The organism is Delftia sp. ZNC0008 (genome assembly GCF_000799035.1).
GTDB classification, from domain to species: domain Bacteria; phylum Pseudomonadota; class Gammaproteobacteria; order Burkholderiales; family Burkholderiaceae_C; genus Comamonas; species Comamonas tsuruhatensis.
On sequence record NZ_JTKZ01000019.1, the window covers coordinates 1 to 24385 of the forward strand.

The 24385-nt window shown below is 67.9% G+C and carries 25 protein-coding genes, 1 tRNA gene and 1 pseudogene; 20 read left to right on the plus strand and 7 right to left on the minus strand.

What is annotated here, in order from left to right; genetic code table 11:
* The 8 genes from amt to L995_RS00440 form a co-directional block, all read left to right on the plus strand.
* Positions 1-1145, plus strand: a 1145-nt coding sequence (gene amt, locus L995_RS00405) for an ammonium transporter (RefSeq protein WP_047468106.1), incomplete at its 5' end; no start/stop codon positions are given.
* 197 nt (positions 1146-1342) lie between these two features.
* Entirely contained in the window at positions 1343-1714 is a 372-nt protein-coding gene (locus tag L995_RS00410) for a type II toxin-antitoxin system RelE/ParE family toxin (RefSeq protein ID WP_047468107.1), read from the plus strand.
* Entirely contained in the window at positions 1707-2018 is a 312-nt protein-coding gene (locus L995_RS00415) for a helix-turn-helix domain-containing protein (protein ID WP_016448598.1), read from the plus strand. Before L995_RS00410 ends, L995_RS00415 begins: the two co-directional genes overlap by 8 nt.
* Positions 2019-2154: 136 nt before the next feature.
* Entirely contained in the window at positions 2155-3294 is a 1140-nt protein-coding gene (gene glcE / locus L995_RS00420) for a glycolate oxidase subunit GlcE (protein WP_016453629.1), read from the plus strand.
* A 25-nt stretch (positions 3295-3319) separates the two neighbouring features.
* Complete coding sequence (locus L995_RS00425) at positions 3320-4102, plus strand: YoaK family protein (RefSeq protein WP_012202244.1); 783 nt, start codon at positions 3320-3322, stop codon at positions 4100-4102.
* Positions 4103-4163: 61 nt separating this feature from the next.
* Positions 4164-5414 carry a glycolate oxidase subunit GlcF gene (gene glcF / locus L995_RS00430; RefSeq protein ID WP_047468069.1) on the plus strand — a complete coding sequence of 417 codons (1251 nt, stop codon included), beginning with the start codon at positions 4164-4166 and terminating at the stop codon, positions 5412-5414.
* 84 nt (positions 5415-5498) lie between these two features.
* The gene (locus L995_RS00435) at positions 5499-6365 is read left to right on the plus strand and encodes a ProQ/FinO family protein (RefSeq protein ID WP_016448594.1); all 867 of its coding nucleotides are present in this window, start codon (positions 5499-5501) and stop codon (positions 6363-6365) included.
* Positions 6366-6673: 308 nt separating this feature from the next.
* Positions 6674-7192 (plus strand): AmiS/UreI family transporter, encoded by a 519-nt coding sequence (locus L995_RS00440; RefSeq protein ID WP_017407488.1) that lies wholly within the window; start codon positions 6674-6676, stop codon positions 7190-7192.
* 27 nt (positions 7193-7219) lie between these two features.
* On the opposite strand, the gene L995_RS00445 is transcribed toward L995_RS00440, so the two are convergent.
* Complete coding sequence (locus L995_RS00445) at positions 7220-8119, minus strand: DMT family transporter (protein ID WP_016448592.1); 900 nt, start codon at positions 8117-8119, stop codon at positions 7220-7222.
* Positions 8120-8182: 63 nt separating this feature from the next.
* Complete coding sequence (gene lplT / locus L995_RS00450) at positions 8183-9484, minus strand: lysophospholipid transporter LplT (RefSeq protein ID WP_016448591.1); 1302 nt, start codon at positions 9482-9484, stop codon at positions 8183-8185.
* A gap of 134 nt (positions 9485-9618) precedes the next feature.
* Between lplT and alr the strand changes: the two genes are divergently transcribed.
* Positions 9619-10722, plus strand: coding sequence for an alanine racemase (gene alr, locus L995_RS00455; protein WP_047468072.1), 1104 nt, complete (start codon positions 9619-9621; stop codon positions 10720-10722).
* On the opposite strand, the gene L995_RS00460 is transcribed toward alr, so the two are convergent.
* Positions 10723-11163, minus strand: coding sequence for a MarR family winged helix-turn-helix transcriptional regulator (locus L995_RS00460; protein WP_047468074.1), 441 nt, complete (start codon positions 11161-11163; stop codon positions 10723-10725).
* Between the two features lie 96 nt (positions 11164-11259).
* On the opposite strand from L995_RS00460, the gene L995_RS00465 reads away from it, so the two are divergent.
* The gene (locus tag L995_RS00465; protein ID WP_016448588.1) at positions 11260-12075 is read left to right on the plus strand and encodes a siderophore-interacting protein; all 816 of its coding nucleotides are present in this window, start codon (positions 11260-11262) and stop codon (positions 12073-12075) included.
* A 67-nt stretch (positions 12076-12142) separates the two neighbouring features.
* Here L995_RS00465 and L995_RS00470 read toward each other — a convergent pair.
* Positions 12143-12219, minus strand: a tRNA-Met gene (locus L995_RS00470).
* A 142-nt stretch (positions 12220-12361) separates the two neighbouring features.
* Between L995_RS00470 and radA the strand changes: the two genes are divergently transcribed.
* From radA to L995_RS00490, 4 genes are all read left to right on the plus strand, one after another.
* Positions 12362-13747, plus strand: coding sequence for a DNA repair protein RadA (gene radA / locus L995_RS00475; RefSeq protein ID WP_016448587.1), 1386 nt, complete (start codon positions 12362-12364; stop codon positions 13745-13747).
* Positions 13748-13830: 83 nt separating this feature from the next.
* Positions 13831-14277: a hypothetical protein gene (locus tag L995_RS00480; RefSeq protein WP_047468078.1), complete on the plus strand. Its 447-nt coding sequence runs from the start codon at positions 13831-13833 to the stop codon at positions 14275-14277.
* A 44-nt stretch (positions 14278-14321) separates the two neighbouring features.
* Positions 14322-15260 carry a branched-chain amino acid transaminase gene (locus tag L995_RS00485; RefSeq protein ID WP_016453623.1) on the plus strand — a complete coding sequence of 313 codons (939 nt, stop codon included), beginning with the start codon at positions 14322-14324 and terminating at the stop codon, positions 15258-15260.
* A gap of 121 nt (positions 15261-15381) precedes the next feature.
* On the plus strand, positions 15382-15591 hold the full coding sequence (locus tag L995_RS00490; RefSeq protein WP_012202256.1) for a zinc-finger domain-containing protein: 210 nt from the start codon (positions 15382-15384) through the stop codon (positions 15589-15591).
* Between the two features lie 31 nt (positions 15592-15622).
* On the opposite strand, the gene L995_RS00495 is transcribed toward L995_RS00490, so the two are convergent.
* Complete coding sequence (locus tag L995_RS00495; protein WP_047468081.1) at positions 15623-16483, minus strand: capsular polysaccharide synthesis protein; 861 nt, start codon at positions 16481-16483, stop codon at positions 15623-15625.
* Positions 16484-16670: 187 nt separating this feature from the next.
* Between L995_RS00495 and L995_RS00500 the strand changes: the two genes are divergently transcribed.
* Genes L995_RS00500 through L995_RS00515 form a run of 4 tightly spaced genes read left to right on the plus strand, consistent with a single transcriptional unit; the run spans position 16671 to position 20984 of the window.
* Positions 16671-17882 (plus strand): O-antigen ligase family protein, encoded by a 1212-nt coding sequence (locus L995_RS00500; protein WP_231574325.1) that lies wholly within the window; start codon positions 16671-16673, stop codon positions 17880-17882.
* Positions 17879-19000: a glycosyltransferase gene (locus L995_RS00505; protein ID WP_047468087.1), complete on the plus strand. Its 1122-nt coding sequence runs from the start codon at positions 17879-17881 to the stop codon at positions 18998-19000. The genes L995_RS00500 and L995_RS00505 overlap by 4 nt, the downstream gene beginning before the upstream one ends.
* Positions 18997-20034 (plus strand): glycosyltransferase family 2 protein, encoded by a 1038-nt coding sequence (locus L995_RS00510; protein ID WP_047468090.1) that lies wholly within the window; start codon positions 18997-18999, stop codon positions 20032-20034. The genes L995_RS00505 and L995_RS00510 overlap by 4 nt, the downstream gene beginning before the upstream one ends.
* Positions 20031-20984 carry a glycosyltransferase family 32 protein gene (locus tag L995_RS00515; RefSeq protein ID WP_047468093.1) on the plus strand — a complete coding sequence of 318 codons (954 nt, stop codon included), beginning with the start codon at positions 20031-20033 and terminating at the stop codon, positions 20982-20984. The genes L995_RS00510 and L995_RS00515 overlap by 4 nt, the downstream gene beginning before the upstream one ends.
* 22 nt (positions 20985-21006) lie before the next feature.
* Here the strand turns inward: L995_RS00515 and L995_RS00520 are convergent, their stop codons facing one another.
* Positions 21007-21426: a hypothetical protein gene (locus L995_RS00520; protein ID WP_047468096.1), complete on the minus strand. Its 420-nt coding sequence runs from the start codon at positions 21424-21426 to the stop codon at positions 21007-21009.
* Positions 21398-22786 carry an MFS transporter gene (locus L995_RS00525; protein ID WP_047468099.1) on the minus strand — a complete coding sequence of 463 codons (1389 nt, stop codon included), beginning with the start codon at positions 22784-22786 and terminating at the stop codon, positions 21398-21400. The genes L995_RS00520 and L995_RS00525 overlap by 29 nt, the downstream gene beginning before the upstream one ends.
* An 89-nt stretch (positions 22787-22875) precedes the next feature.
* Here L995_RS00525 and L995_RS00530 point away from each other — a divergent pair, with 89 nt between their 5' ends.
* Both L995_RS00530 and L995_RS00535 read left to right on the plus strand, forming a co-directional pair.
* Complete coding sequence (locus L995_RS00530) at positions 22876-23787, plus strand: LysR family transcriptional regulator (RefSeq protein ID WP_047468101.1); 912 nt, start codon at positions 22876-22878, stop codon at positions 23785-23787.
* Between the two features lie 374 nt (positions 23788-24161).
* A pseudogene (locus L995_RS00535) lies at positions 24162-24385 on the plus strand (hypothetical protein); the annotation flags it as partial.

Consider the following 24385-nt stretch of genomic DNA (forward strand, 5'->3'; position numbering starts at 1 on the left):
CCGCGTTGTTCTACGGCGGCCTGGTGCGCACCAAGAACATGCTGTCCGTGCTCTGCCAGGTGTTCGTGATCTTCTCGCTGATCACGCTGCTGTGGGCCGTCTACGGCTACTCGCTGACCTTTGCGGGCGAAGGCAACTTCTTCGGCGGCTTCGGCAAGATCTTCCTCAAGGGCATTGCGCCCGACACGCTGGCCGGTGCACTGCCGACCATTCCCGAGTACGTGTTCGTGGCCTTCCAGTCCACGTTCGCCGCCATCACCGTGGCCCTGATCGTCGGCGCCTTCGCCGAGCGCATCAAGTTCTCTGCCGTGATCCTGTTCTCGGTGCTGTGGTTCACCTTCAGCTACATCCCCATGGCCCACATGGTCTGGGGCGGCGGCCTGCTGGGCAAGGACGGCGCGCTGGACTTCGCAGGCGGCACCGTGGTGCACATCAACGCCGGTATCGCCGGACTGGTGGGTTCCTACATGCTGGGCAAGCGCATCGGCTTCGGCCGTGAGGCCCTGCCTCCGCACAGCCTGACGCTGACCATGGTCGGTGCCTCGCTGCTGTGGGTGGGCTGGTTCGGCTTCAACGCCGGCTCGGCAGGTGCTGCCAACGGCATCGCCGGCCTGGCCTTCATCAACACCATCGTCGCCACGGGCGCCGCCACCATCTCCTGGCTGGCCGCTGAAGCCCTGCACAAGGGCAAGGCCTCGATGCTGGGTGCTGCCTCGGGCGCCGTGGGCGGCCTGGTGGTCATCACCCCGGCGGCCGGCCTCGTGGGCCCCATGGGCGCCATCGTCATGGGCCTGATCGCCGGTCCCGTCTGCCTGTGGGGTGTGTCCGGCCTCAAGAAGCTGCTCAAGGTCGATGACGTCTGCGACGTGTTCGGCGTGCACGGTGTGGGCGGCATCCTGGGTGCCATCCTGACCGGCGTGTTCTGCGCCTCCAGCCTGGGCGGCATCGAGCCCGCAGACTTCAACATGGGCCATCAAGTGTGGGTGCAGGTCAAGAGCGTGCTGCTGACCATCGTCTGGTCTGGCGTGGTGGCTGGCATCTCCTACAAGATCTGCGACCTGGTCGTCGGCCTGCGCGTCAGCGAAGAGTCCGAGCGCCAGGGCCTGGACATCACCACGCACGGCGAGGTGGCGTACTACCGCTGATCGGTTTCCAGGGAGTTCATTGCGGATTGGCCTCGGTGCTTGCACCGGGGCCTTTTTTCATTGCCGCGCCGCAAACGCTCTTCAGCGGCTGAGGAAATCAGGAGGCCTGCTGCACGCCAACCGCCTTATGGTGAGCTCCGTTATAAGACGGATCTTTGGCCTATATTCCATTGACGGAATATATTCTGGAGGGAATAATGACCCAACCCTGGGAGGTGGAGTACACCGACGAGCTTGGCATCTGGTGGGCCGATCTGACGCAGGCCGAGCAGGAGTCCATCGATGCATCGGTTCGGTTGCTGGAGGCAAGAGGGCCGAATCTCGGATATCCCCATACGTCCGGCATCGAGCGTTCAAGGCACCCGCACATGCGCGAGCTTCGCGTGCAGCACGAAGGCCGGCCCTATCGGCTGCTGTACGCATTCGATCCGCGCCGCTGTGCCATCTTGCTGATCGGCGGCGACAAGACGGGCGATGGCCGCTGGTATGAGGTGCATGTACCCATCGCCGACCGCTTGTACGACACGCACATCGAGACCCTGAAAAGAGAAGGACAGATCCATGGCTAGGAAATTCAACGAACTGCGCGCCGGCATGTCGCCCGAGGCACAGTCCCGTGCTGCGGCACGGGCCGAGGCCATGCTTGTGGAAATGCAGTTGCAGGAGCTGCGCAAGGCCCGCAACGTGACCCAGGTCGAAGTGGCCAGGGCCATGAGCGTGGAGCAGGCTGCCGTCTCCAAGCTGGAGCGCCGCGAGGACATGTACGTGAGCACGCTGCGCGAGTACGTCAAGGCCCTGGGCGGCGAGCTGAAGCTGGTGGCCTCCTTTCCCGACGCCGACATCCAGGTCCATCCTTTCGAGCCGGCACGATGAAGGCCGCAGGCGGCTGATTCGACTTGCGCCTTTGCCTTTTCGTCCCTGCTGTTTTGCGCCGCCCGCAGAACTTCAAGCGCGCCGTTCAAAAAATTCACGGGCCCGCACCGAGGCGAAAAAGGGCCCAGCCGCTACGATGCAGGCCATGGATTCAGCCCAAAGCCAACTCATCCAGATCGCCGAGCGCGTGCGCGCCGCGGCGGCCGACGCCACGCCGCTGCGCATACGTGGCGGCGGCACCAAGGATTTCCACGGACTGGCCCTGCAGGGCGAACTGCTGGACACGCGGGCGCTGGCCGGCGTGGTCAGCTATGAGCCCAGCGAGCTGGTCGTGACCGTACGCGCCGGCACGCCGCTGGCCGAGGTCGAGGCCCTGCTGGCCGCACAGGGCCAGTGCCTGGCCTTCGAGCCTCCGCATTTCGAGGGAGCGGATGGCCGCGCCACCGTGGGCGGTATGGTGGCCTCCGGCCTGTCGGGCCCCTCGCGCGCCAGCGTGGGTGCCGTGCGCGACTTCATGCTGGGGCTGGAGATGATCAACGGCCAGGGCGAGCTGCTGCGCTATGGCGGCCAAGTCATGAAGAACGTGGCGGGCTACGACGTCTCGCGGCTGATGGCGGGCTCCTGGGGCACGCTGGGCCTGATCACCGAGGTCAGCCTCAAGGTGCTGCCCGTGGCGCCTGCCGAGGCCACGCTGCGCTTCGAATGCACGCAGCAGCAGGCGCTGGACTGGCTCAATGCCTGGGGCGGCCAGCCGCTGCCGCTCAATGCCAGCTGCTGGCTGCAGGAAGACAGCGCGGCCCAGGGCGTGCTGTACCTGCGCCTGCGTGGTGCGCGTGCCGCCGTGCAGGCGGCCTGCGGGCGCCTGGGGGGCGAGCGCATGCACAGCGCTGCGGCCGACTGGCAGGCCTGCCGGGAGCACCAGCTGCCCTGGTTCACCGCACGCGCACCGGGCCATGCGCTGTGGCGCCTGTCCGTGCCGCAGACGGCGCCGGTGCTTGCGCTGCCTGACGGCTGCACGGGGCCCCTGATCGAATGGCACGGCGCATTGCGCTGGGTACAGGCGCCGCGTGCGCTGGGCCATGCGCTGCGCACGCTGGCAAAAGCAGCGGGCGGATCGGCCACCTTGTTCCGCGCCGAGGCCGCAGACCAGCCCGGCGCCGAACCCGATTTCGACGCCCAGGCGGCCGATGCCACGGCCGCGCTGCATGCACGGCTCAAGCAGGCCTTCGATCCTGCGGGCATCTTCAACCGCGGCCGGCTGGCCGCCGCCTGGTAGGCCGGGCCAACGCCTGGCTCCGCCCATGCGCATGCGCCACCACCTGCACCTGCTCACGGACCGGCACCGCACGGTGGCCAGCAACCGCACACTGGGCCTGTTGCTGGCCTTCAACGCGGGTGCGGTGAATGCGGGCGGCTTTTTGCTGGTGCACTCCTATACCTCGCACATGACGGGCTTTGTCTCGCTGCTGGCCGACAACCTGGTGCTGGGCAATACGGCGCTGGTGCTCAGTGCCTGCGGCGCGCTGCTGGCCTTTCTGTGCGGCGCGGCCGCGACGTCGCTGCTGGTCAACTGGGCGCGCCACCACCGGCTGCGCAGCAGCTATGCGCTGCCGCTGCTGCTGGAAGCCGCGCTGATGCTGCTCTTCGGCGTGCTGGGCGCGGCCATGCTGGCCTGGCCCACGCCGTTCGCCGTGCCGCTGGCCGTGCTGCTGCTGTCCTTCATCATGGGATTGCAGAACGCCACGGTGACCAAGATGTCGTCCTCGCAGATCCGCACCACGCACATGACGGGCGTGATCACCGACCTGGGCATGGAGCTGGGTCGAGCCCTCTACTGGAATCGCCATGGCAGCCCGCCCGAGCACCGGGTCCACGCCAACCATGTGCGGCTGCGGCTGTTCGCAGGGCTGCTGTCCATGTTCCTGCTGGGCGGCATTGCGGGCGCGCTGGGTTTCAGGCACCTGGGCTTCGTCTTCGTCGTGCCGCTGGCCGTGGTGCTGTGCCTGCTGTCCCTGCCGCCGCTGTGGGCCGACCGTGCGCGGTTGCCCCTGCTGCTGGGCCGGCGGGCCGCGCCTCGCGCATGACCGCCGTGTCCGGCTGCCGTGCCTGACCGTTCCCCGATACCCGTACAACAAGAGCCCCACCATGCAGACCCAACTCGCACCCCAGTACCGCGCCAAGCCCGAGTGCCAGGAGGCCGAAGCCATTTTGCGCAAGTGCGTGCACTGCGGCTTTTGCACGGCCACCTGCCCGACCTACCAATTGCTGGGCGACGAGCTGGACGGGCCGCGTGGCCGCATCTACCTGATCAAGCAGGTGCTGGAGGGCGAGACCCCCACGCGCGCCACCCAGCAGCACCTGGACCGCTGCCTGACCTGCCGCAACTGCGAAAGTACCTGCCCCAGCGGCGTGCAGTACGGCCACCTGGTGGACATAGGCCGCAAGATCGTCGAGGAACAGGTGCCGCGCCCCTTCGGCGAGCGCGCCAGGCGCTGGGCGCTCAAGGAGGGGCTGAACTCGCCGCTGTTCGCCCCGGCCCTGAAGCTGGGCCAGGCCGTGCGCGGCCTGCTGCCCGAAGTCCTGGCCGAGAAAGTGCCCCAGCCGCAGGACGCGGGCCGCTGGCCCGTGCGCGAGCATGCGCGCAAGGTGCTGCTGCTGGCCGGCTGCGTGCAGCCCGCGATGATGCCGCGCATCAACTACGCCACGGCGCGCGTGCTGGATGCGGCCGGCATACAGACCGTGATCGCTCCCAACGCCGGCTGCTGCGGTGCCGTGAAATTCCACCTCAACGACCAGGAAGGCGGCAAGGCGCAGATGCGCGCCAACATCGACGCCTGGTGGCCCCAGGTGGACAGCGGCGCGGTGGAGGCCATTGTCATGAATGCCTCGGGCTGCGGCGTCACCGTCAAGGAATACGGCCACCTGCTCAAGGACGATGCGCAGTACGCGGACAAGGCAGCCCGCATCAGCGCCCTCACGCGCGACCTGAGCGAGCTGCTGCCTGAGCTCCTGCCCGAGCTGGCCGAGCGCCTGCAGGGCAGGGTGCGCGCACCGGCCGCGCCCATGGCCTACCACCCGCCCTGCACGCTGCAGCACGGGCAAAAGCTGCGCGGCGGCGTGGAAACCCATCTGGCCAGGCTGGGCTTCGAGCTGCGCGTGGCGCGCACCGAGTCGCACCTGTGCTGCGGCTCGGCGGGAACCTACTCGGTGCTGCAGCCCGAACTCTCGCACCAGCTGCGCGACCGCAAGATCGGTGCGCTGACCGAAGGCTTCGATGCCCAGCGGCCCGCCGCCATCCTCTCGGCCAACATGGGCTGCATCGTCCACCTGCAAAACGGAACGGACGTGCCGGTGCGCCACTGGATCGAGGTGCTGGACGAGGCCCTGCCGGCCTGATGCCACCCGGGCAACACCCGCGCATCTGTGCCGCATGCGCGACGCCGTGGGGACTATGCCCGCGCAAGCCTTTGCAATGCTGGCATGATGCGGGGTTTCGTTTTCTCCAAGCCCATGTGCTCCGCCATGACTGAATCCGTGTCTGAACCGCAAGAACAGAACGCCGCGCTGCCGGCGGACGCCGCTGCCGGCACCGTGCCGCAGGCTGCCGCCAGCGCCGATGGCCAGGGCCGCAAGCGCTCGCGCCGCGGCGGACGTGGCCGCAACAAGGGCAAGGCCTCCGAGCCCGTCGCCGACGCCGCAACCGGCGCGGCCGGCAGTGCCGAGGCTCCCGCATCCAGGCCTGTGCGCACCCAGCACCCGCTGCTGGCGCAACTGGCCCAATGGCATCCGAACCTGTTCGGCGAGCAGCCCCTGCCGCTCAAGCGCGGCATCTTCGAGGACCTGCTGGCCGCCCATCCCGAAGCCATCGACCGCGACCAGCTCAAGCTGGCCCTGTCCCAGCACACACGCTCGAGCCGCTACCTCACCGTGGTGGCCAGCGGCCAGGCGCGCCATGACCTGCAGGGCCAATCGGTCGAGCCCATGGCGCCCGAGCATGTGCACCATGCGCTGATCGAGGTCTTTCGCCGCCGCCAGCACCGCTCGCCCGAGGACCTGGCGCCCAAGCTGCGCAACCGCATCATCGCCGCCTACGAGGCCTCGGGCCTGTCCCGCGACGACTATGCGGCGCGCGTGCAGGGCCGTGACGAGGCCACCAACGCCCTGGTGGCCGAGGCCCTGGCCGAAGCCGATGCGCGTTCTGCACGCGACGAAGCTCTGCTGCGCGCCTTCGAGGCCAGCGGCCAGACCACCGAAGCCGGCTTTGCCGACATGTACGGCATGAACCCGCGCCAGGTGGCGCAGCAGCTGGAACGCGCCCGCCGTCGCCTGCAGACGCAGGCGGCCTGAGGTACCAAGGACCGGCACCAAGGACCGACGCCAAAGACCGGCAGCACCGCCTGCCGGCACACTCCACCGCCGCGTGCCCGGCAAGGGCCGCGCCGGTGAACCCGCCCTGGATCACAGGCGGCATCTCTGCAGCGGACCCTTCCGCCAGCACGCAGATGCCCACCAGGGGCGGGCCCGGGGATGAACTGTTTCACGGACGCCGCTGCACCCGGCCACGGGGCGGCGGCGCCTTGCCGTGCGCGCTCGTTCCCGTGGTCTGGCAAGGGCGCGCAAGGCACTTCAAAGCAAAAAAGCAAAGGAGACTTGCGATGTGGCTGGGTTTGTCGTTGTTCTACGTGGGCGCCGTGCTGTGCCTGAATGGCCTGTGGATGCTGGGGCGCATTGCCGACCGGGAGATCTGGGTCATCAACGTGTTCGCGGGCCTGGTCTCGCTGATCATCGGCCTGGCCTCGGCCTTCGGGCCCGAGCCTGATGCGGCCTCTGTCAAGACCGGCGCGCTCACCCTGCTGTTCGCCTTCACCTACCTGTGGGTGGCCATCAACCGCTTCACGGGGGCCGATGGCCGGGGCCTGGGCTGGTTCAGCCTCTTCGTGGCGATCACGGCCGTGCCGGTGGCCATCGATTCGCTGATCGGCGCCCGCACTGCCATCGACTGGTGGATGGCCGCCAACTGGGCGGCCTGGGCCGTGCTGTGGGCCATGTTCTTCATGCTGCTGGCCCTGGGCCGCAACATCGGCCGCATGACGGGCGCGCTGTGCATTGCGCAGGGCGTGCTCACAGGCTGGCTGCCGGGCTACCTGCTGCTGGCCGGGCAGCTCACGGGCTGATTGCGCAGCGTTGGTGCGGGCAGGGCGTCAAGCCCCACGCCGTCGTGCATGCGCCAGCGCAGACAGCAGCGCGGCCGCGATGATGCAGGCGCCGCCCAGCAGCGTGCGAGGCGTCAGCACCTCGCCTGCAATCAGCACCGAGGAGACGCTGGCGAACACCACTTCGGCCAGCATGACCACGGCCGTCACGCCGGCCGGCAGGCGCGCGGCGCCGAACTGCAGCGCCCAGTTGCCCAGCATCAGCAGCACGGCCAGGCCGGCGGCGATCAGCATCCAGCCGGCCTGCGGAGCCGGCAGCGGCGGCACCAGGCCCACGCTGCTGCCTGCAAAGGCGCTGAACAGGCCCATCGCCATGCAGCCGCTGAACATGGCCAGCATGCGCGCCTGCGCCGGCACGGCCTGCAGGCGGCGCAGCAGCACGTTGGTCAGCGCGAAGGTGAAGCCGCCGAACAGTGCCAGGCCGTCGGCCAGCGACAGGCCGCGCAGCAGCCCGGGCGAGCCGCCGCTGAATGTGCCCTCGGGCACGAGCACCAGCGCCACCCCGCCGAAGGCCAGCAGCAGCCGCGTCAGCGCAGCAGGCGTGGGCCGCTCGCCCAGGAGCCTCCAGGCCAGCAGCACCGACCATGCGGGCATCAGATAGAACAGCAGCACCACGCGCACCACGTCGCCAATGGTCACGGCCCAGTTGAAGGCGATGTTGTTGCTGCCCGCGCAGGCGCCCAGCAGGATCAGGGCCGGGTACTGCAGCGCCTGGCGCAGGCTGGCCGGGCGCAGCGCCACCAGCCCCGCCAGCACCAGGGCATACATCAGCGCCGTGGCCCACAGCGGATGCAGGCCAGCCTCGTGCATGGCGCGGAACGGCCACCAGGCCAGGCCCCAGACCAGGGTGTTGAACAGCAGGGCGAGAACGGGCAGCGGGCTATGCATGGGGCAATGAAAAACGCCCGGGCAGGCAAGGCCTGCTCCGGACGCCGTGGGGACAAGGGCAGGCTAGTGGCAATCCTTGCGGGCAATCGCCAGCAGGCGCTCGACTTCCTCGGGATGCTGGCGCAGGTTGTTCCTGTGCCAGCGTCCGATCAGCCACATGATGCCGGCCACCACCAGGCCGAACACCGTGATGGCACCAAAGGCCGACAGCCCGAACTTGGTGGACAGCGCATAGAAGGCGCCCAGCGCCAGGATGCAGGCCTGCTCGTTGAAGTTCTGCACGGCAATCGAGCGGCCCGCGCCCATGAGGTTGTGGCCGCGGTGCTGCAGCAGCGCATTCATGGGCACGACCAGGAAGCCGCCCAGGCCGCCCAGCAGGATCAGGAAGGGAATGGCCACCCACACGCTGTGGATGAAGATCATGGCGATCACCAGCAGGCCCATGGTGATGCCCAGCGGAATGACGCGCGTGGCATTGTCCAGCCGCATGCGCATGGATGCGAGGATGGCGCCTGCCGCCGTGCCGATGGCCACCACGCCCACCAGGGCCGATGCCTGGGAGGTGCCGTAGCCCAGGGCCGCCGCGCCCCAGGCCAGCACGATGTAGCGCAGATTGCCCGACACGCCCCAGAACAGCGTGGTCGTGGACAGCGAGATCTGGCCCAGCTTGTCCCCCCACAGCCGCTGGCTGCAGGTCCAGAAGTCGGGCAGCAGGGCCAGGGTGTTGGCCAGCAGGCTCTTGCTAGGGTCCTGGCGCAGCGGGCGCAGGATGGTGTCGGTCAGCGGAATGCGCAGGTTGAACCAGGCGGCCAGCGCATAGACGCCGACCAGCACGGCAATCGCCGCCTCGGCCGCAGTGTCCACGCCCGTGTCCAGCAGCGGCAGGTCGAAGTCCAGCAGATGGGTCGAGATGCCCGGGCTCAGCAACTGCCCGCCCACGAGCACGCCCAGGATGATGGAGGTGATGGTCAGCCCCTCGATCCAGCCATTGGCCTTGACCAGCTGGGAGGCGGGCAGCAGCTCGGTGAGGATGCCGTACTTGGCGGGCGAGTAGGCCGCTGCGCCCAGGCCGACCACGGCGTAGGCGATCAGCGGATGGTTGCCGAACAGCATCATCAGGCAGCCCACGATCTTGATCGCATTGCTGATGAACATCACCCGCCCCTTGGGCAGGGCGTCGGCAAAAGCGCCGACGAAGGGGGCCAGGATCACGTAGAACAGCGCGAACATGGGCACCAGGGCGGCGCGCTGCCACTCGGGGGCGCCATTGGTGCGCAGCAGTTCCACGGCGGTCACGAACAGGGCGTTGTCTGCCAGCGAGCTGAAGAACTGCGCTGACATGATGGTGTAGAAACCGCGCTTCATGGATAGGCAGATGGGGTCAGCCGCAGGGCTGCTGACCGGTTAAATAAGGGCCCCGTGGCAAGTGACTGGCGGTTATATCACGCGGCCTTTGGCCGGCAGTGCCAGAATCCCAAGCTTCTGACTGAGTGAAAACCATGCCGCGTCCCATTCTTGCCACCATCCATTCCGCCGCGCTTCGCCACAATCTGGAGCGGGTGCGGCAAGCGGTCCCCGATGCCAAATTGTGGGCCGTGGTCAAAGCCAACGCCTATGGCCACGGTATCGAAAACGTGTTCGAGGCCCTGCGCGGCGCCGACGGCTTCGCCATGCTGGACCTGGCCGAGGCCGAGCGCGTGCGCCAGCTGGGCTGGCGCGGCCCCATCCTGCTGCTGGAGGGCGTGTTCGAGCCGCGCGACCTGGAGCTTTGCTCGCGCCTGTCCATCTGGCATGCCGTGCATTGCGACGCCCAGATCGACTGGCTGGCCGCGCACAAGACGCAGAACGGCCACCGCGTCTTCCTCAAGATGAACTCCGGCATGAACCGCCTGGGCTTCACGCCCGAGCGCTTTCGCGCGGCCTGGGCCCGGCTCAATGCCTTGCCCCAGGTGGAGGAAATCTCGTTCATGACCCACTTCAGCGATGCCGACGCAGGCGCTGGCCAGTCGGGCATCTCCGCGCAGCTGCAGCGCTTTCACGACGCCACGTGCGACCTGCCCGGCGAGCGCAGCGTGGGCAACAGTGCCGCCACGCTGCGCCATGGCGACGATGCCCAGGTGCGCTGCGACTGGGTGCGGCCCGGCATCGTGCTGTACGGCAGCTCCCCCGACTATCCGCAGCACACGGCGGCCCACTGGGGCCTGCAGCCCACGCAGACGCTGAGCTCGCGCATCATCGGCGTGCAGCAGCTGGCTGCGGGGCAGAGCGTGGGCTATGGATCGCGCTTCACGGCCGACGGCCCCCTGCGCCTGGGCACCGTGGCCTGCGGCTATGCCGACGGCTATCCACGCCACTGCGGCACGGGCACGCCCGTGCTGGTGAACGGCGTGCGCACCCGCACCCTGGGCCGCGTGAGCATGGACATGCTGGCCGTGGACCTGACGCCCGTGCCCGATGCCGGCATGGGCAGCGAAGTCACGCTGTGGGGCCGCGCCGGCAACGGCGCCGTGCTGCCCATCGACGAGGTGGCCGAGGCCGCAGGCACGCTGGGCTATGAACTCATGTGCGCCGTCGCGCCGCGCGTGAACAAGGCCGTCGATTGATCAGGGCGCGGCCTGGACGCTGTCCCTGGCCCGCTCCAGCAGCGCCATCATCTGCTGTTGCGCGGCAGGCTCCCAATCCTTGAGCAGCCGCGCCGCCAGCGCCTGGCGCGACTGGCGCAGCCGGTCGAACAGGGCCTGCCCCTGGAGGCTGAGGCTCAGGCAGCGCACGCGGCGGTCGCGGGCGTCCGGTTCGCGGTCCAGCCATCCCTGCTCCTGCAGCTGCGCCAGCATGCGCGCGAGCTGGGCCTTGTCCATGTGGCTGTGGTCGACCAGATCCCTTTGCGTGCGGCCCGGGTGCCGGCCCACGTACATCAGCACGCGCACCTCGTTGGGCGTCAGCCCGGGCTCCATGGACTCCATGTCCTCGCGCATGCGCGAGCGGAACAGGTGCAGCAGCTCGTGCATGGCCTCGAAGATATCGGCGGGCAGGGAGGCATTCATGGCAGGGTCTTGTGGAAATATGTTGACAAAGTCAACGGATGACAGAGAATTGGTGGACTAAATCAACATTCTAGGCCGTCACAGGCCGTTTCGCCAATGAACTTGCCCAATCCAGCCAACTCTGCCGTGGCGCCTGCCCCCGTCGTCCACCGTGTCCGCCATCCCTTCCGCGCCCGCCATGTGCAATTGCTCTCGCGCGAGCAGCCCAGCCCCGGCTTTGTGCGCCTGACCCTGGGCGGACCCGAACTGGAGGACTTCGTCAGCTCGGGCTTTGACGACCACGTCAAGCTCATCCTGCCCCAGGCCGGGCGCGAACTGCCCGCGCTTCCCGTGCTGCTCGATGGCCGCCCCACCTTCGTGGAGGACGAGCGCCCCACCTTGCGCGACTACACGCCGCTGCGCTACGACGCTGCGCGCCAGAACCTCATCATGGATTTCGCACTGCACGATGCAGGCCCCGCCACTGAATGGGCGCTGACCGCGCCCCTGGGCCAGTGGGTGGGCCTGGCCGGGCCGCGCGGCAGCCTGGTGATCTCGGCCAACCTGCCATGGCATTGGCTGTTCGGCGACGAGACCGCCATGCCCGCCATCGAGCGGCGCCTGGCCGAGCTGCCCGCCGGCAGCCGCGCCGTGGTGCGCGTGCAGCTGCGCAACCCTGCCGACCGCCGCCAGTGGAAGAGCACGGCCCAGCTGGACTGTGCCTGGGTCGAATCGCTGGCCGACGCCGTGCAGGCGCTGGAGCTTCCCCAGGACGACGACGGATATATCTGGGCGGCGGGCGAGCACAGCGCCATGGCCGAGCTGCGGCGCCTGCTGCTGGCCAAGGGCGCCGCGCCCAAGCGCATGCGCGTGGCCTCGTACTGGAAGCAGGGCCAGGCAGACCACCATGAAGACCTGAACGATCCCAGCTGACCTGCGTGGAGAAAAGCAAGAAAGGCACAGACGAAAAAAAGCCCACCGAAGTGGGCTTTTTTCGTGGTGGTTGCGCGAGAAGGATTTGAACCTCCGACCTTTGGGTTATGAGCCCAACGAGCTACCAGACTGCTCCATCGCGCGGTAATTCCGCAGTAATTTCGTTTCACCGCATTTTGTGCAGCGAAGAAGGCGACTATAACCGATATCTCTTTGTCACGCAACTGCGTTAGACAACAGGCAGGCGGGCGGGGCGGCAGCCACCGCTCGGTATAGTGCCCAACCCATGGCCAAAGACAAAACCACGTTCATCTGCAATGCCTGCGGCGGCTCCAGCCCGCGCTGGCTGGGCAAGTGCCCGGCCTGCGGGGCCTGGAATTCGCTGATCGAGGCCGTTGCCGAGCCTGCGGGCGCGGGCAAGAACCGGCTCAGCCAGCCGCAGGGCTATGCGGGCCTGGCCAATGCCCAGGCCGTGATGCCGCTGTCGGCCATCGAGGCCCAGGACGTGGCGCGCACGCCCAGCGGCATCGAGGAGCTGGACCGCGTGCTGGGCGGCGGCATTGTCGAAGGCGGCGTGGTGCTGATTGGTGGCGACCCCGGCATCGGCAAGTCCACCCTGCTGCTGCAGGCCATGGATGCGCTGCACCGCGTGGGCTTGCCCACGCTGTATGTCACGGGCGAGGAAAGCGGTGCCCAGGTCGCGCTGCGCTCGCGCCGCCTGGGGCTGGAGGCCAGCCAGGTCAATGTGCTGGCCGAGATCCAGCTGGAGAAGATCCTCGCCACCATGGAGGCCACGCAGCCGGCCGTGGTCGTCATCGACTCCATTCAGACCGTGTACTCGGACCAGCTGTCCTCGGCGCCGGGCTCGGTGGCTCAGGTGCGCGAATGCGCGGCCCACCTCACGCGCGCGGCCAAGACCACGGGCATCACCGTGATCCTGGTCGGCCATGTGACCAAGGAAGGCGCCCTGGCCGGCCCGCGCGTGCTGGAGCACATGGTGGACACCGTGCTCTACTTCGAGGGCGACACGCACAGCAACTTCCGCCTCGTGCGCGCCATCAAGAACCGCTTTGGTGCCGTCAACGAGATCGGCGTCTTCGCCATGACGGAGAAGGGCCTCAAGGGCGTCACCAACCCCAGCGCCATCTTCCTGTCCCAGCACAGCGAGCCGGTGCCGGGCTCCTGCGTGCTGGTCACGCTGGAGGGCACGCGGCCCATGCTGGTGGAAATACAGGCCCTGGTCGACCAGGGCGGCCCCGCGCCCCGGCGCCTGTCCGTGGGCCTGGACCGGGACCGGCTGGCCATGCTGCTGGCCGTGCTCAGCCGCCATGCGGGCGTGGCCTGCGCGGACCAGGATGTCTTCGTCAACGCCGTGGGCGGCGTGCGCATCAGCGAGCCTGCGGCCGACCTGGCCGTGATGCTGTCCATCACCTCCAGCCTGCGCGGCCGCGCCCTGCCCAAGGGATTCCTGGCCTTTGGCGAAGTGGGCCTGGCCGGCGAAGTGCGCCCCGCGCCGCGCGGCCAGGAGCGCCTGAAGGAAGCCGCCAAGCTCGGCTTCACCATGGCCGTGGTGCCCAAGGCCAATGCGCCCAAGAAAGCCATCCCCGGCCTGACCGTGCATGCCGTGGAGCGCGTGGACGAAGCCATGAACATCGTCCGAGGGATGGGCTGAGGCACTGCCTTGCCGAGCGCATTGCGGGGGCATACGCACTGTCCGCAGCGGTCCTGCGGTGCCTCCATAAGACAATCGGCGCCATGAATTTGCGCAATATCCTGATTCCCCTGGGTCTGCTCGTACTGCTGGTGGCTGCGCACCAGTCCTATGGCTGGATGGGCGTGGTTGCCGTGGGCGGCGGCATCATGATGTGGCTGCTGCTGCATTTCACGCGGCTGATGTCCATCATGAAGAAGGCCTCGGACCGTCCCATGGGCTATGTGGGCAGCGCCGTGATGCTCAACGTCAAGCTCAAGCCCAAGGTCTCGCTGATGCACGTGGTGGCCATGACGCGCTCCCTGGGCGAGCGCCTGTCCGAAGACGGCCAGCATCCCGAGATCTACCGCTGGACCGACGGCACGCAATCCCATGTGACCTGCGAGTTCATGCATGGCCGGCTCGTGAAGTGGACCCTGGTGCGCCCCACGCCCGAACCCGAACCGCGACCCGAGACGGTGGCGGCCCCCGAGGCAGCCCCCGCGCCCTAAAATAGCGGGTTGGTGTTCTGTTCAATACCCCCAAGGATGTTTCTATGAGCCCCGTTGTTCCCTCGATGGCCGATCGTGACGGCAAGATCTGGATGGATGGACAGCTGGTGGACTGGCGCGATGCCAAGATCCACGTGCTGACCCACACGCTGCACTACGGCTGCGGCGCATTCGAGGGCGTTCGGGCCTACAAGACCGAACAGGGGCCGGCCATCTTCCGCCTGGAAGACCACACCAAGCGACTGTTCAACAGCGCCAAGATCCTGCGCATGCAGATCCCGTTCACCCAGGAAGCGGTGAACCAGGCCCAGGTGGAGGTCGTGCGTGCCAACAAGCTGGAATCGTGCTACCTGCGCCCGCTGACCTGGATCGGCGACCGCAAGCTGGGCGTCTCGCCCAAGGGCAACACCATCCACCTGATGGTGGCTGCCTGGGCCTGGGGCGCCTACCTGGGCGAGGAAGGCATGCAGCGCGGCATCCGCGTGAAGATCTCCAGCTTCACGCGCCACCATGTGAACATCACCATGAGCCAGGCCAAGGCGGTGAGCAACTACACCAACTCCATCCTGGCCAACACCGAGGCGCTCGACGACGGCTATGACGAGGCCATCCTGCTGGACGCCTCGGGCTTCGTCTCCGAGGGCTCGGGCGAGAACATCTTCGTCATCAAGGACGGCGTGGTCTACACGCCCGACCTGTCGGCCGGCGCGCTCAACGGCATCACGCGCAACACCGTGATGCACATCTGCAAGGACCTCGGCCTGGAAGTGGTGCAAAAGCGCATCACGCGCGACGAGCTGTACATCGCCGATGAAGTCTTCTTCACCGGCACGGCCGCCGAAGTCACGCCCATCCGCGAGGTGGACCGCATCGAGATCGGCGCGGGCAGCCGCGGCCCCCTGACCGAAAAGATCCAGCAGGCCTTCTTTGACATCGTCAACGGCCGCAACCCCAAGTACGCCCATTGGCTGACTCGGGTCTGAGAAGAATGACCCCCACGCTACCCTTGCTTTGCAAGGTCCACTGCCCCCCGAGGGGGTGCTTTTCATCTTGGGGCGGCCCGGCGATGAAAATGACAGATACCCACGAAAGAGATAAGCAAGCATGACAACGAATGCCACCGTCGAACTGGCGGCCAAGGACCTCAACGCCCAGGGCGGCGTGTTCTGCCCCAGCCCCAAGGCCGACATGAAGCTGTGGAACAGCCATCCCAAGGTCTACCTGGACGTGGCCCACACCGGTGAAGCCAAGTGCCCCTACTGCGGCACGCTGTACCGCCTGAAGGCCGGCGAAGTCTTCGCAGGCGGGCATTGAGCAAAGCGGGCCTCGGCCCGCTTTGCGTGTCTCAGCGCGCCGACAGCGCGCGGCTCCAGATGCTGTCTGGCGCAGCACCTCCGTGCAAGGCCAGCATGTCCGTGAAATGGCGCCGTTCCCCGCCGCGCAGCTTGACGATGGGCGCCGCCACCTGCGGCGCCTTCGCCAGGCACAGCTGGGGGTAGAGCAGGTACCACTTCCAGCGCAGGGCGCGGTGGTAGAAGAAGGCGGTGTCCTCGGCCTTGAACAGCTTGAGCCGGGCATCGGGCAGCCGGCGCATCACCTGCTGGGCCGTCACATGGATCAGAAGGTAATTTGGATCGGGAATGCCCTGCAGCACCTCGGCGGCGTCGGGCCGCGACTGCAGGCGCTGCAGGTAGGCCGCAGGGCCCTCCACGATCAGCGCCTGGTGAAACTCCTTTTGCCATTCCGATACAAAGCGCGAGCCGGCCGGAGCGCAGAATGACCAGCTTTCGATCACGGGGTAGCGCCTGTCCCTGGTGAAGCCCTCAAGGTAGAAGCCGGTCAGCTCGGCGGCGCCTGCGCCGGCGCCCATCCAGTCCAGCGGCGCGGTCAGCAGCGTGGTGGCATCGAACCAGTAGCCGCCATGGTGCGCCACCAGATACAGGCGCAGCCAGTCCGATTGCTTGGTGGGGTGGAGTTCGGCAAACGCCGCAGGAAGGTCGCCGCATGCCACGTACTGGCCCAGGCTCTCTGGTGTCACGACGATGACCTGGTGATCCGGGCATTGCCGCCGCCAGCTGTCCACGCACTGCTGGACGAAAGGGTCCAGGCCGGACTGGTTCCAGTACGTCCAGATCGTCTTCGGGATGTCCGCTGCAAGACCATCGGCTGCCGGGGGCGATGGGGGCAGCTGCAAGGGCGCGGGCATGGTGTAATCTGCGCCGATTTTGGAAGGGGCCGCCCAGCGATGGAGCAGCCTGAATAAGACCGCAGGAATTTTTTTCATAGCGGATGGAAAGCGGAATGCCCGCATTTTGGGGCAGAAAGTCGCGGTCTTGATGAGATTTGACAAGTCGAAGCTGCCAGGGCTCCTCACGACCCTGGCCGCTGTTCTGGTGCCCGGACTGGCCTTGTGGCTGCGTTCGGGCTATTCCTATGGCGCGGGCCTCATGGCCCTGGGCGCCCTGTGTTTTCTGCCCCGCTGGGTCCGGTACAGGCAGTCGCCTGGCACCTGGCTGCTGGTGGCACTGTTCATGGGCATGGCGGTGATGTGGTACCACCTGTCCGTGCTGGACGGGGGCACCGGGCAGTTCGACCGCCCCGTGAAATTCATCCTGGGCGCGGTCAGCCTGCTGTTCGCCATGTGCTACCCGCCCACGGCGCGGATCTTCCTGTGGGGCATACCGCTGGGCAGCGCAGGCGCGGGCTTCATGGCCCTGTGGCAGGTCTGCGTGCTGGGCATGGAGCGGGCCACGGGCTACACCAATGCCATCCAGTGGGGCAACATGGCCTTGCTGCTGGGCTGCTTCTCGTGCATCTATGCCATGTCCTTCTGGCACCAGCGCTCCCTGCTGTGGCGCCTGCTGGTGCTGGCGGCCGCTGCAATGGGTGCGCTGGCTTCGCTGCTGTCGGGCTCGCGGGGGGGCTGGCTGGCGCTGCTGCCGATGTTCCTCATGCTGATGGTGCTGGTGCGCATGTACCGCCCGCAGTACTTCGGGCGCCTGTTGCTGGGCTGCGCTGCAATCGTGGTGGCGCTGGCCACCGTGATGGCCTTCATACCCCGCGTCAGCGAGCGCGTCGACGAGGTCTACCTGGATGTGAGCAACTACCTTCATGCCGGCAACTCCGACACCTCGCTGGGCACCCGGCTGGAGCAGTACCGGCTGGCCGTGCAGATGATCGGCGAGAAGCCGCTGCTGGGCTGGGGCATGCAGGGCTATGTGGACGAGATGCACCGGCGCGTGGACGCGGGTGACTATGGACGCTCCATCCGCGAATACAACTTCATCCACAACGACTTCCTGGACATCTGGGTCAAGCTCGGCGTGCCGGGCGTTCTGCTGCAGGCAGCGCTGTTCATCTCGCTGCTGTGGCTGTTCTGGCCCTCGCGGCGGCGCATGGCGCTGTGGCCTGCGGACAGCACCCCCTGGCGCGAGGCCCTGCTGCTGCGTATCCTGGGCAGCCTGATGCCAGCCATGTACCTGGCGTTCGGCATGTCACAGCAATTTTTCGTGCACAACAGCGGCATCGTCTTCTTCGTCTTCCTCGTGGTGGCCCTGTGGTCATCGCTGCATGGCCTGGAAAGGGCCAGCGGAGCCGTGCGGTGACGGAGCGCGCCACCACGGCCCGGCCCCGGGTGCTGCACTTCGTGACGGGCGGCTTCTCGGGTGCCACCCAGGTGGCGGTGGACCTGGTGTCCGCGCACCGCGCGTCGGGCCGCTTCGACGCCCGGCTGGTGCTGCGGCGCAAGCGCAATACCTCCGATGAACGCGTGCAGAAGCTGCGCGACGGCGGCATCGATGTCGACGTGGTCGCCGGCTGGTCCCATGCCGCCACCGTCTGGCAACTGCGCCGCATCTGCCTGGACTTCCGGCCGGACATCGTGGTCGCCCATGGGTTCAGCGACCACCTCTGGGGCCGCTTTGCCGCGCTGTGGGCCGGCGTGCCCTGCCTGGTGCATGTGGAACACAACTCGCGCGAGCGCTACACGCGCTGGCGGCTGTCGCAGGCCCTGTGGCTGACCGAGCGCACGGCCGCCATCGTCGGCTGCTCCGAGGGCGTGCGACAGAGCCTGCAGGACCGTGGATTTCCTGCAGCCAAGCTCATGGCCATCAGCAACGGCATCCGGCCCGAGCCCTATCTGCAGGAGCCACCCCCCTTGCTGCAGCGCCGGCCGGACATCGTCATGGCCGCGCGCTTTGCGCGGCAAAAGGACCATGCCACCTTGCTGCGCGCGCTGGCCGTGCTGCGCCAGCGCGGCCTCAAGCCCACGCTGACCCTGGCCGGCGGCGGCAAGGCGCGCGCCCAGAAGGCGGCGCAGCGGCTCAGCGCCGAACTGGACCTGCAGGACCAGGTGCAATTCATCGGCATGTGCAACGACGTGCCCGGCCTGCTGCGCGCGCACCGCGTCTGCGTGCTGTCCACGCACTATGAGGGCATGCCCCTGTCCCTGCTGGAGGGCATGGCGGCGGGCTGCGTGGTGGTGGGCAGCCGCGTGGTGGGCGTGCAGGAAGTGGTGCGGCCCGGCGACAACGGCCTGCTGGCCGCGCACGCCGACCCTGAATCGCTGGCCGACGCCCTGCAGCAGGCGCTGCAGGATGACGAGGCCGCCGTGCGCATGGCCGCCACCGCGCGGCAGGAAGCCCTTTCGCACTACAGCCTGCAGCGCATGACCGGCCAGTACGAAGACCTGTTCGCCCGCCTGCTGCAGGGGGAGCGTCCGTGACCTGGCTCAGCATCCTGGTGCCCGTCTACAACGTGCTGCCCTACCTGGAGGAATGCCTGCAGTCCGTCATGGACCAGGCCGATGCCGGCGTGCAGGTGCTGGTGCTGGACGACTGCTCCACCGATGGCTCCTGGGCCCTGATGCAGCAGCTGGACCAGCGCTGGCCCGGCCGCCTGCAGCTCATGCAGCACGAGCGCAACGCCGGCCTGAGCGCGGCGCGCAACACCATGATCGATGCGGCCACGGGCGACTACCTGTGGTTCCTGGACTCCGACGACAAGCTGCTGCCCGGCGCGATTGCCGGGCTGTCGGCCATCGTGAAACAACATGCGCCCGATGCCGTGCTCTGCGACTTCTCCGTCTGGCGCGAGGCCCCGCGCCTCAAGCACCGCCTGCGCGGCGAGGCGCACCGGCACAGCTTCCAGGGCCCCACGCTGCAATGCTCACAGGACCGGGGCGCCCTGCTGGCCGGCCTGCTGCGCACGGGCCAGCTGCATGCCTGGTCCAAGATCTCGCGCCGCAGCCTGTGGGATGCGGGCCTGCGCTTTCCTGCAGGCCGCTATTTCGAAGACATGATGACCATGCCGCAGATGGCGCTGCGCTGCAGCAGCTTCTACTACCACCCCCAGCCCTGGGTGGCCTACCGGCAGCGTGCCAACTCCATCCTCGCGTCCATGACGCCGGCCAAGGCCGCAGACCAGTCCGCCGCCCTGTGGCCCCTGGCGCAGGCCGTGCAAGCCCTGCAGGATGATGCGCTGCGCAACGACGGGCGCCTGCACTTCGCCTGGGCGCACCAGGCCGCGCGCAACCTCATCGGCGCCCTGCGCTTTCTCGACCGGCAGCGGGACATGCCGCCCGCGCAGCGGCAGGCGCTGGCGCAGCAGTTCCTGGCGGACTTCGGCCGCATCTCCCCGCTGTCCCTGCACGCCCTGCGCCAGGCCTATCTGCGGCGCGGCTGGTGTCTGCGCGCATGGAAGCTGCGCAGCTGGGAGCGCCGCGCGCAGCAGCTGGGAACACCGGGAGCCCCTGCATGAGCGGCCTGAAACTGAAAACCCGGGGCGAGCTATGGCTGGCGGCCGGCATGCGCCGCTTCTACGCCACCTTCGCACGCCGCCTGGAGCAGGGCCCCGCGCCCGACTTCCGCAGCCATGACATCGGGCCTGCGGCGCCCGTGCCGGTCTCCACGCCCATTCCCCGCATCATCTGGGCCTACTGGAATGGCGACTCGGTGCCGCTGCTCATACAGCGCTGCTTCGACAACTGGGCCCGCCTGAACCCCGGCTACAGCCTGCGCATCCTCAACGACGCGCAACTGCCGCAATACGTGCCGCAACTGCCCGGCAACCTGCAGCAGCTGCCCGTGGCCAAGCGCTCGGACTGGCTGCGCCTGGAATTGCTGCACCGCCACGGCGGCATCTGGCTGGACGCCAGCACCATCCTCACCGAGCCGCTGGACTGGCTGCTGGAGCAGCAGCAACGCAGCGGCGCCGATCTCGTCGCCTACTACCTGGAGCGCTACACCCGCGACCCGCAGGTGCCCGTGGTCGAGAACTGGCTCATGGCCGCGCCCCCGGGCAGCGCCTTCATCGCGGCCCTGCACAAGGAATACGTGGAGCAGGTCCTGCCGCAGACGGGCGAGGCCTATATCGCCCAGCTCCAGCAGGCCGGCGAATACGAGCAACTGCGCCAGGGCATCGACATGCCCGCCTACCTGAGCATGCACCTGGCCATGCAGCGCGTGCTGCGCGCCGGCGGCAGCTACCGGCTGCGGCTGGCCAAGGCCGAGGACGGACCCTTCTTCCTGCACGTGCAGGGTAACTGGGGCCGCACCCCGCTCAAGATCCGCCTGATGTTCTCGCGCGCCGAACAGGCGCCCGTGCCGCTGATCAAGCTGCGCGCCCCCGACCGCAAGAAGCTGGACTTCTATCTGGAGCGCGGCCTCTACGTGCCCGGCAGCATCGCCGACCGCTACCTGCGGGGCTGAGCGGCGAGCGCGGACTGGGCCATCAGCCCATTGCCGTCTCATGCAGGTAGTGCCACAGCACCCCTTGGCCCGCACGTTTGAGGATCACGACTGATCGGCGCGAGGTCTGCACGCCGTCCAGGCGATGGGTTTCCAGATAGCGCATGGCCAGGCCGGCCGCGTCCCGCCATACGGGCTGCATGTCGCAGACGCATATCTCCAGCCCTGGCCGCTGGCCGGCCGCGCGCCGGAACATCTGTTCCACATCGTCCAGGCCGACGAGTCTGCCCGTGGTGGTCACCATGCTGAACTCCGGGCTGAACTGCGGCATCAGCGCCTGCAGCGCCTCCTGTGCGCCCGCTGGTTGGGTGAAGACGGTGTGGATCAGCGCGTGCACCTGGTGGATACTGCGTTCGGCGATGCCGATGTCAATGTCACGGTCGATGGGCTTGTTGTCTTGCATGGTGGTCCTCGGGGGTGTGCAGCGATCGCAGGTGCAGCAGGGGCACAAGCCCTGCCAGCGACGCGATCAGAAACGTCATGTGATAGGCCCGGCCTGCGTCCAGGCGGGTGGCGAGCATGTTGAAAACCATCAGGAAAAACGCAGCGCCCACGCTGAAGGCCATCTGCCGGTTGAGGTTCCAGATCACGCTGGCCTGCTGCGTCTGCCGGCCATCGAAGTCCAGCAGGGCCGTCGTCTGCGCGGTATTGGCACCCAGGCCGCCGCCCAGGCCCATCAGGCCGTAGGCGGCCACCAGCAGCCAGGGGGCGGCAGGGGCCGCCACGGCGGCCAGCGCCGCAATGCCCAGGCTGTGCAGCACCATGCTGGCGATGAACAGGGGCCGTGCGCCCGCGCGGTTGTACAGCCGGCCGCCCACCAGCATGGACACCAGGGCGCCGCCGGCGTAGACCATCATGAATCGGCCTGTGGCCTGCGCGCTCAGGTGCAGCATGTCCTGCAGGTAGAAGATGTTGAGCAGGTTCACGCCCGTGAACACGCCGGGAATGGCGTGGTAGACGGCCACCGACATGCGCAGGCGCGGGCTTTTGAGCAGTTGCAGTTCCACAATGGGGTGGGCCGTCTTGCGGGCATGGATGGCATACAGCACCGTGAAGGCCAGGCCCGCCGCCATGCCCAGCCAGGCCAGCGCCAGGCCCTGGCCCGAGCCTTGGCCTGCGCCATAGAGCGACATGCCCAGCAGCCAGGCGCCCAGCGCGGCGCTGACCAGCACCAGGCCTTTGAGGTCGGGCCGCTGCCGGGCCGTGGCCGGTGCATCGCGCACCCACAGCCAGGCCAGGCCTGCGGCGGCCAGGGCCAGCGCAATATTGGAATGGAACACCCAGCGCCAGGAGCCGTGGTCCACGATCAGCCCGCCCAGCCAGGGCGAGAGGGCCGGTGCAATCAGCGCCACGGCCATGACCAGCGTGGAGACACGCGCGCGCTCCGGCCCCTGGAACCGGTTGAAGGCCAGGGCCTGGCCCACTGGGATCACCAGCCCGCCCGCCATACCCTGGATGAAGCGCCAGCCCACCAGCTGGCCGAAGCTGCCCGCCTCGCCGCAGGCCCAGGCGGCCAGGGCGAAGGCCAGCATGGAGCCCGCCATCAGCCCGCGCGCGCCCCAGCGGTCGGCCAGCCAGGGGGCGAGGGGAATGGCCAGCGTCAATCCCAGCATGTAGGCATTGGCCACCCAGGCCCCGGCCGAGATGCCCACATGGAACTCGGCCGCAATCGTGGGCAGCGCGACGGCGGGCATGAAGATGTTGATGCAGTCGACGAAAAAACCCATCAGGAAAACGGTGGCCAGGCGGTATCGGTATGTCATCTTGCGCTTTCAGGAGGGGCAAGACTAAAGAGCGCGGGCGGCCACGTCGATGGGGCTATGCTGGACTCTTTGTTTGACTGGATTGAACAATGACCCCCACAAGCACGGCCATGCACACGCTGCTCCACCGCGCGCAGACGTTTCTGGCCGTGGTGGATTTCGGCTCGTACACCAGGGCGGCGGACTTCCTGGGCATCAGCAAGGCCATGGCCAGCCTGCACGTGAAATCGCTGGAAGAGGCGCTGTCGGTGGCCCTGCTGGTGCGCAACACCCGCAGCATCGCCCTGACGGAAACCGGGCGGGAGTTCTACGACGAGTTCAAGGGCATCGTCCGCGACGTGGGCAGCGCCTTCGACAACGCCATGCACAGCGGCAACCGCATCGCGGGCCGGCTGCGCATCAGCACCACCAGCGAATACGGGGAGAAGTACATTCTTCCGCTGATCCCGGCCTTCCTGGAGCGCTACCCGGGCATCTCGGTGGCCTATGACGTCAACTCTTCACTGAGCGACCTGGTGGCCGAAAAGCTGGACCTGGTCGTGCGCCTGGGCCACCTGGCGGACTCCAGCTTCAAAAGCCGCAGGCTGGCCGGCTACGACATCGTGCTGGTGGCCTCGCCCGCCTTCCTGCGCAGCCATCCCGTGCGCCGGCCCGAGGACCTGGCAGACCTGCCCTGGATTGCCAACAGCAACCTCGCCCATCCCACGGCCTGGACGCTGCGCACGGCCGGCGGCCAGGGCGTGGACGTGGTGGGCCGGGCGGCCCACCAATCCAACTCCTCCACCGCCATCCGCGCCCTGGCCCGGTCCTCGCTGGGTGTGGCGGTGCTGCCTGCGTGGTTCGTGGAGGACGACCTGGCCGGCGGCGTGCTGCAGCGCGTGCTGCCGGACCACGCCCTGCCGCCCCAGCCCATCAGCGTGGTCTTTCCCGACAGCAGCCACCTGCCGCGCAAGACCCGCGTGTTCATCGACTTCCTGTGCGAGCACCTGGGCCGGGATTGAGGGCTCGGCTGGCCGGCCCGCCCTGGCCCCGTTAAACTGCCCGCAAGCCGAAAGGCCCGGTGCGTAGAAACACCTTCCGTGAGGTTGCAGCCCCCACCTTAAAGCGGGGCTTTGTCATGCCTTATCTCGTCGGATTGGCGCATTTGCTTGCGCCTGTCCGCATGGTTTCGGGCGTGGTGGGGGCTATCCGCAAGGACGCTCGCACGGCTACGGACGTGTTTCTAACCACCACGCCCACCTGTTGTGCGTAGAAACTCAACCGGTGGTTTTCTGTGATCTCGTAGGAAAACAGACCATGACCCTCCCCATCCTTGCCAGCCCCAGCGCTGCGCTTGCCCCTTCCAGCCCTCTTCTCTATCAGGAGGGCTGACCCCATGACATCCCGCAAAAACACTGCCGGCGCGGCAGTGCAGGCGCAGCCGTTGCCCAAGCGGTCGCAAGCCGCAAAGCCTTCGGACTGGCCCAGCGCATGGCAGGCCATGCATGTCTGTCTGGTCGTCATCGAGGGGAGGCTGGTCACCCTGGCCGAGGTCTGTGGCAAAAAGCCCGACCGCAAGGCCCGCCAGTTCGACGTGGAATGCGCGGTGGAGCTACGCGG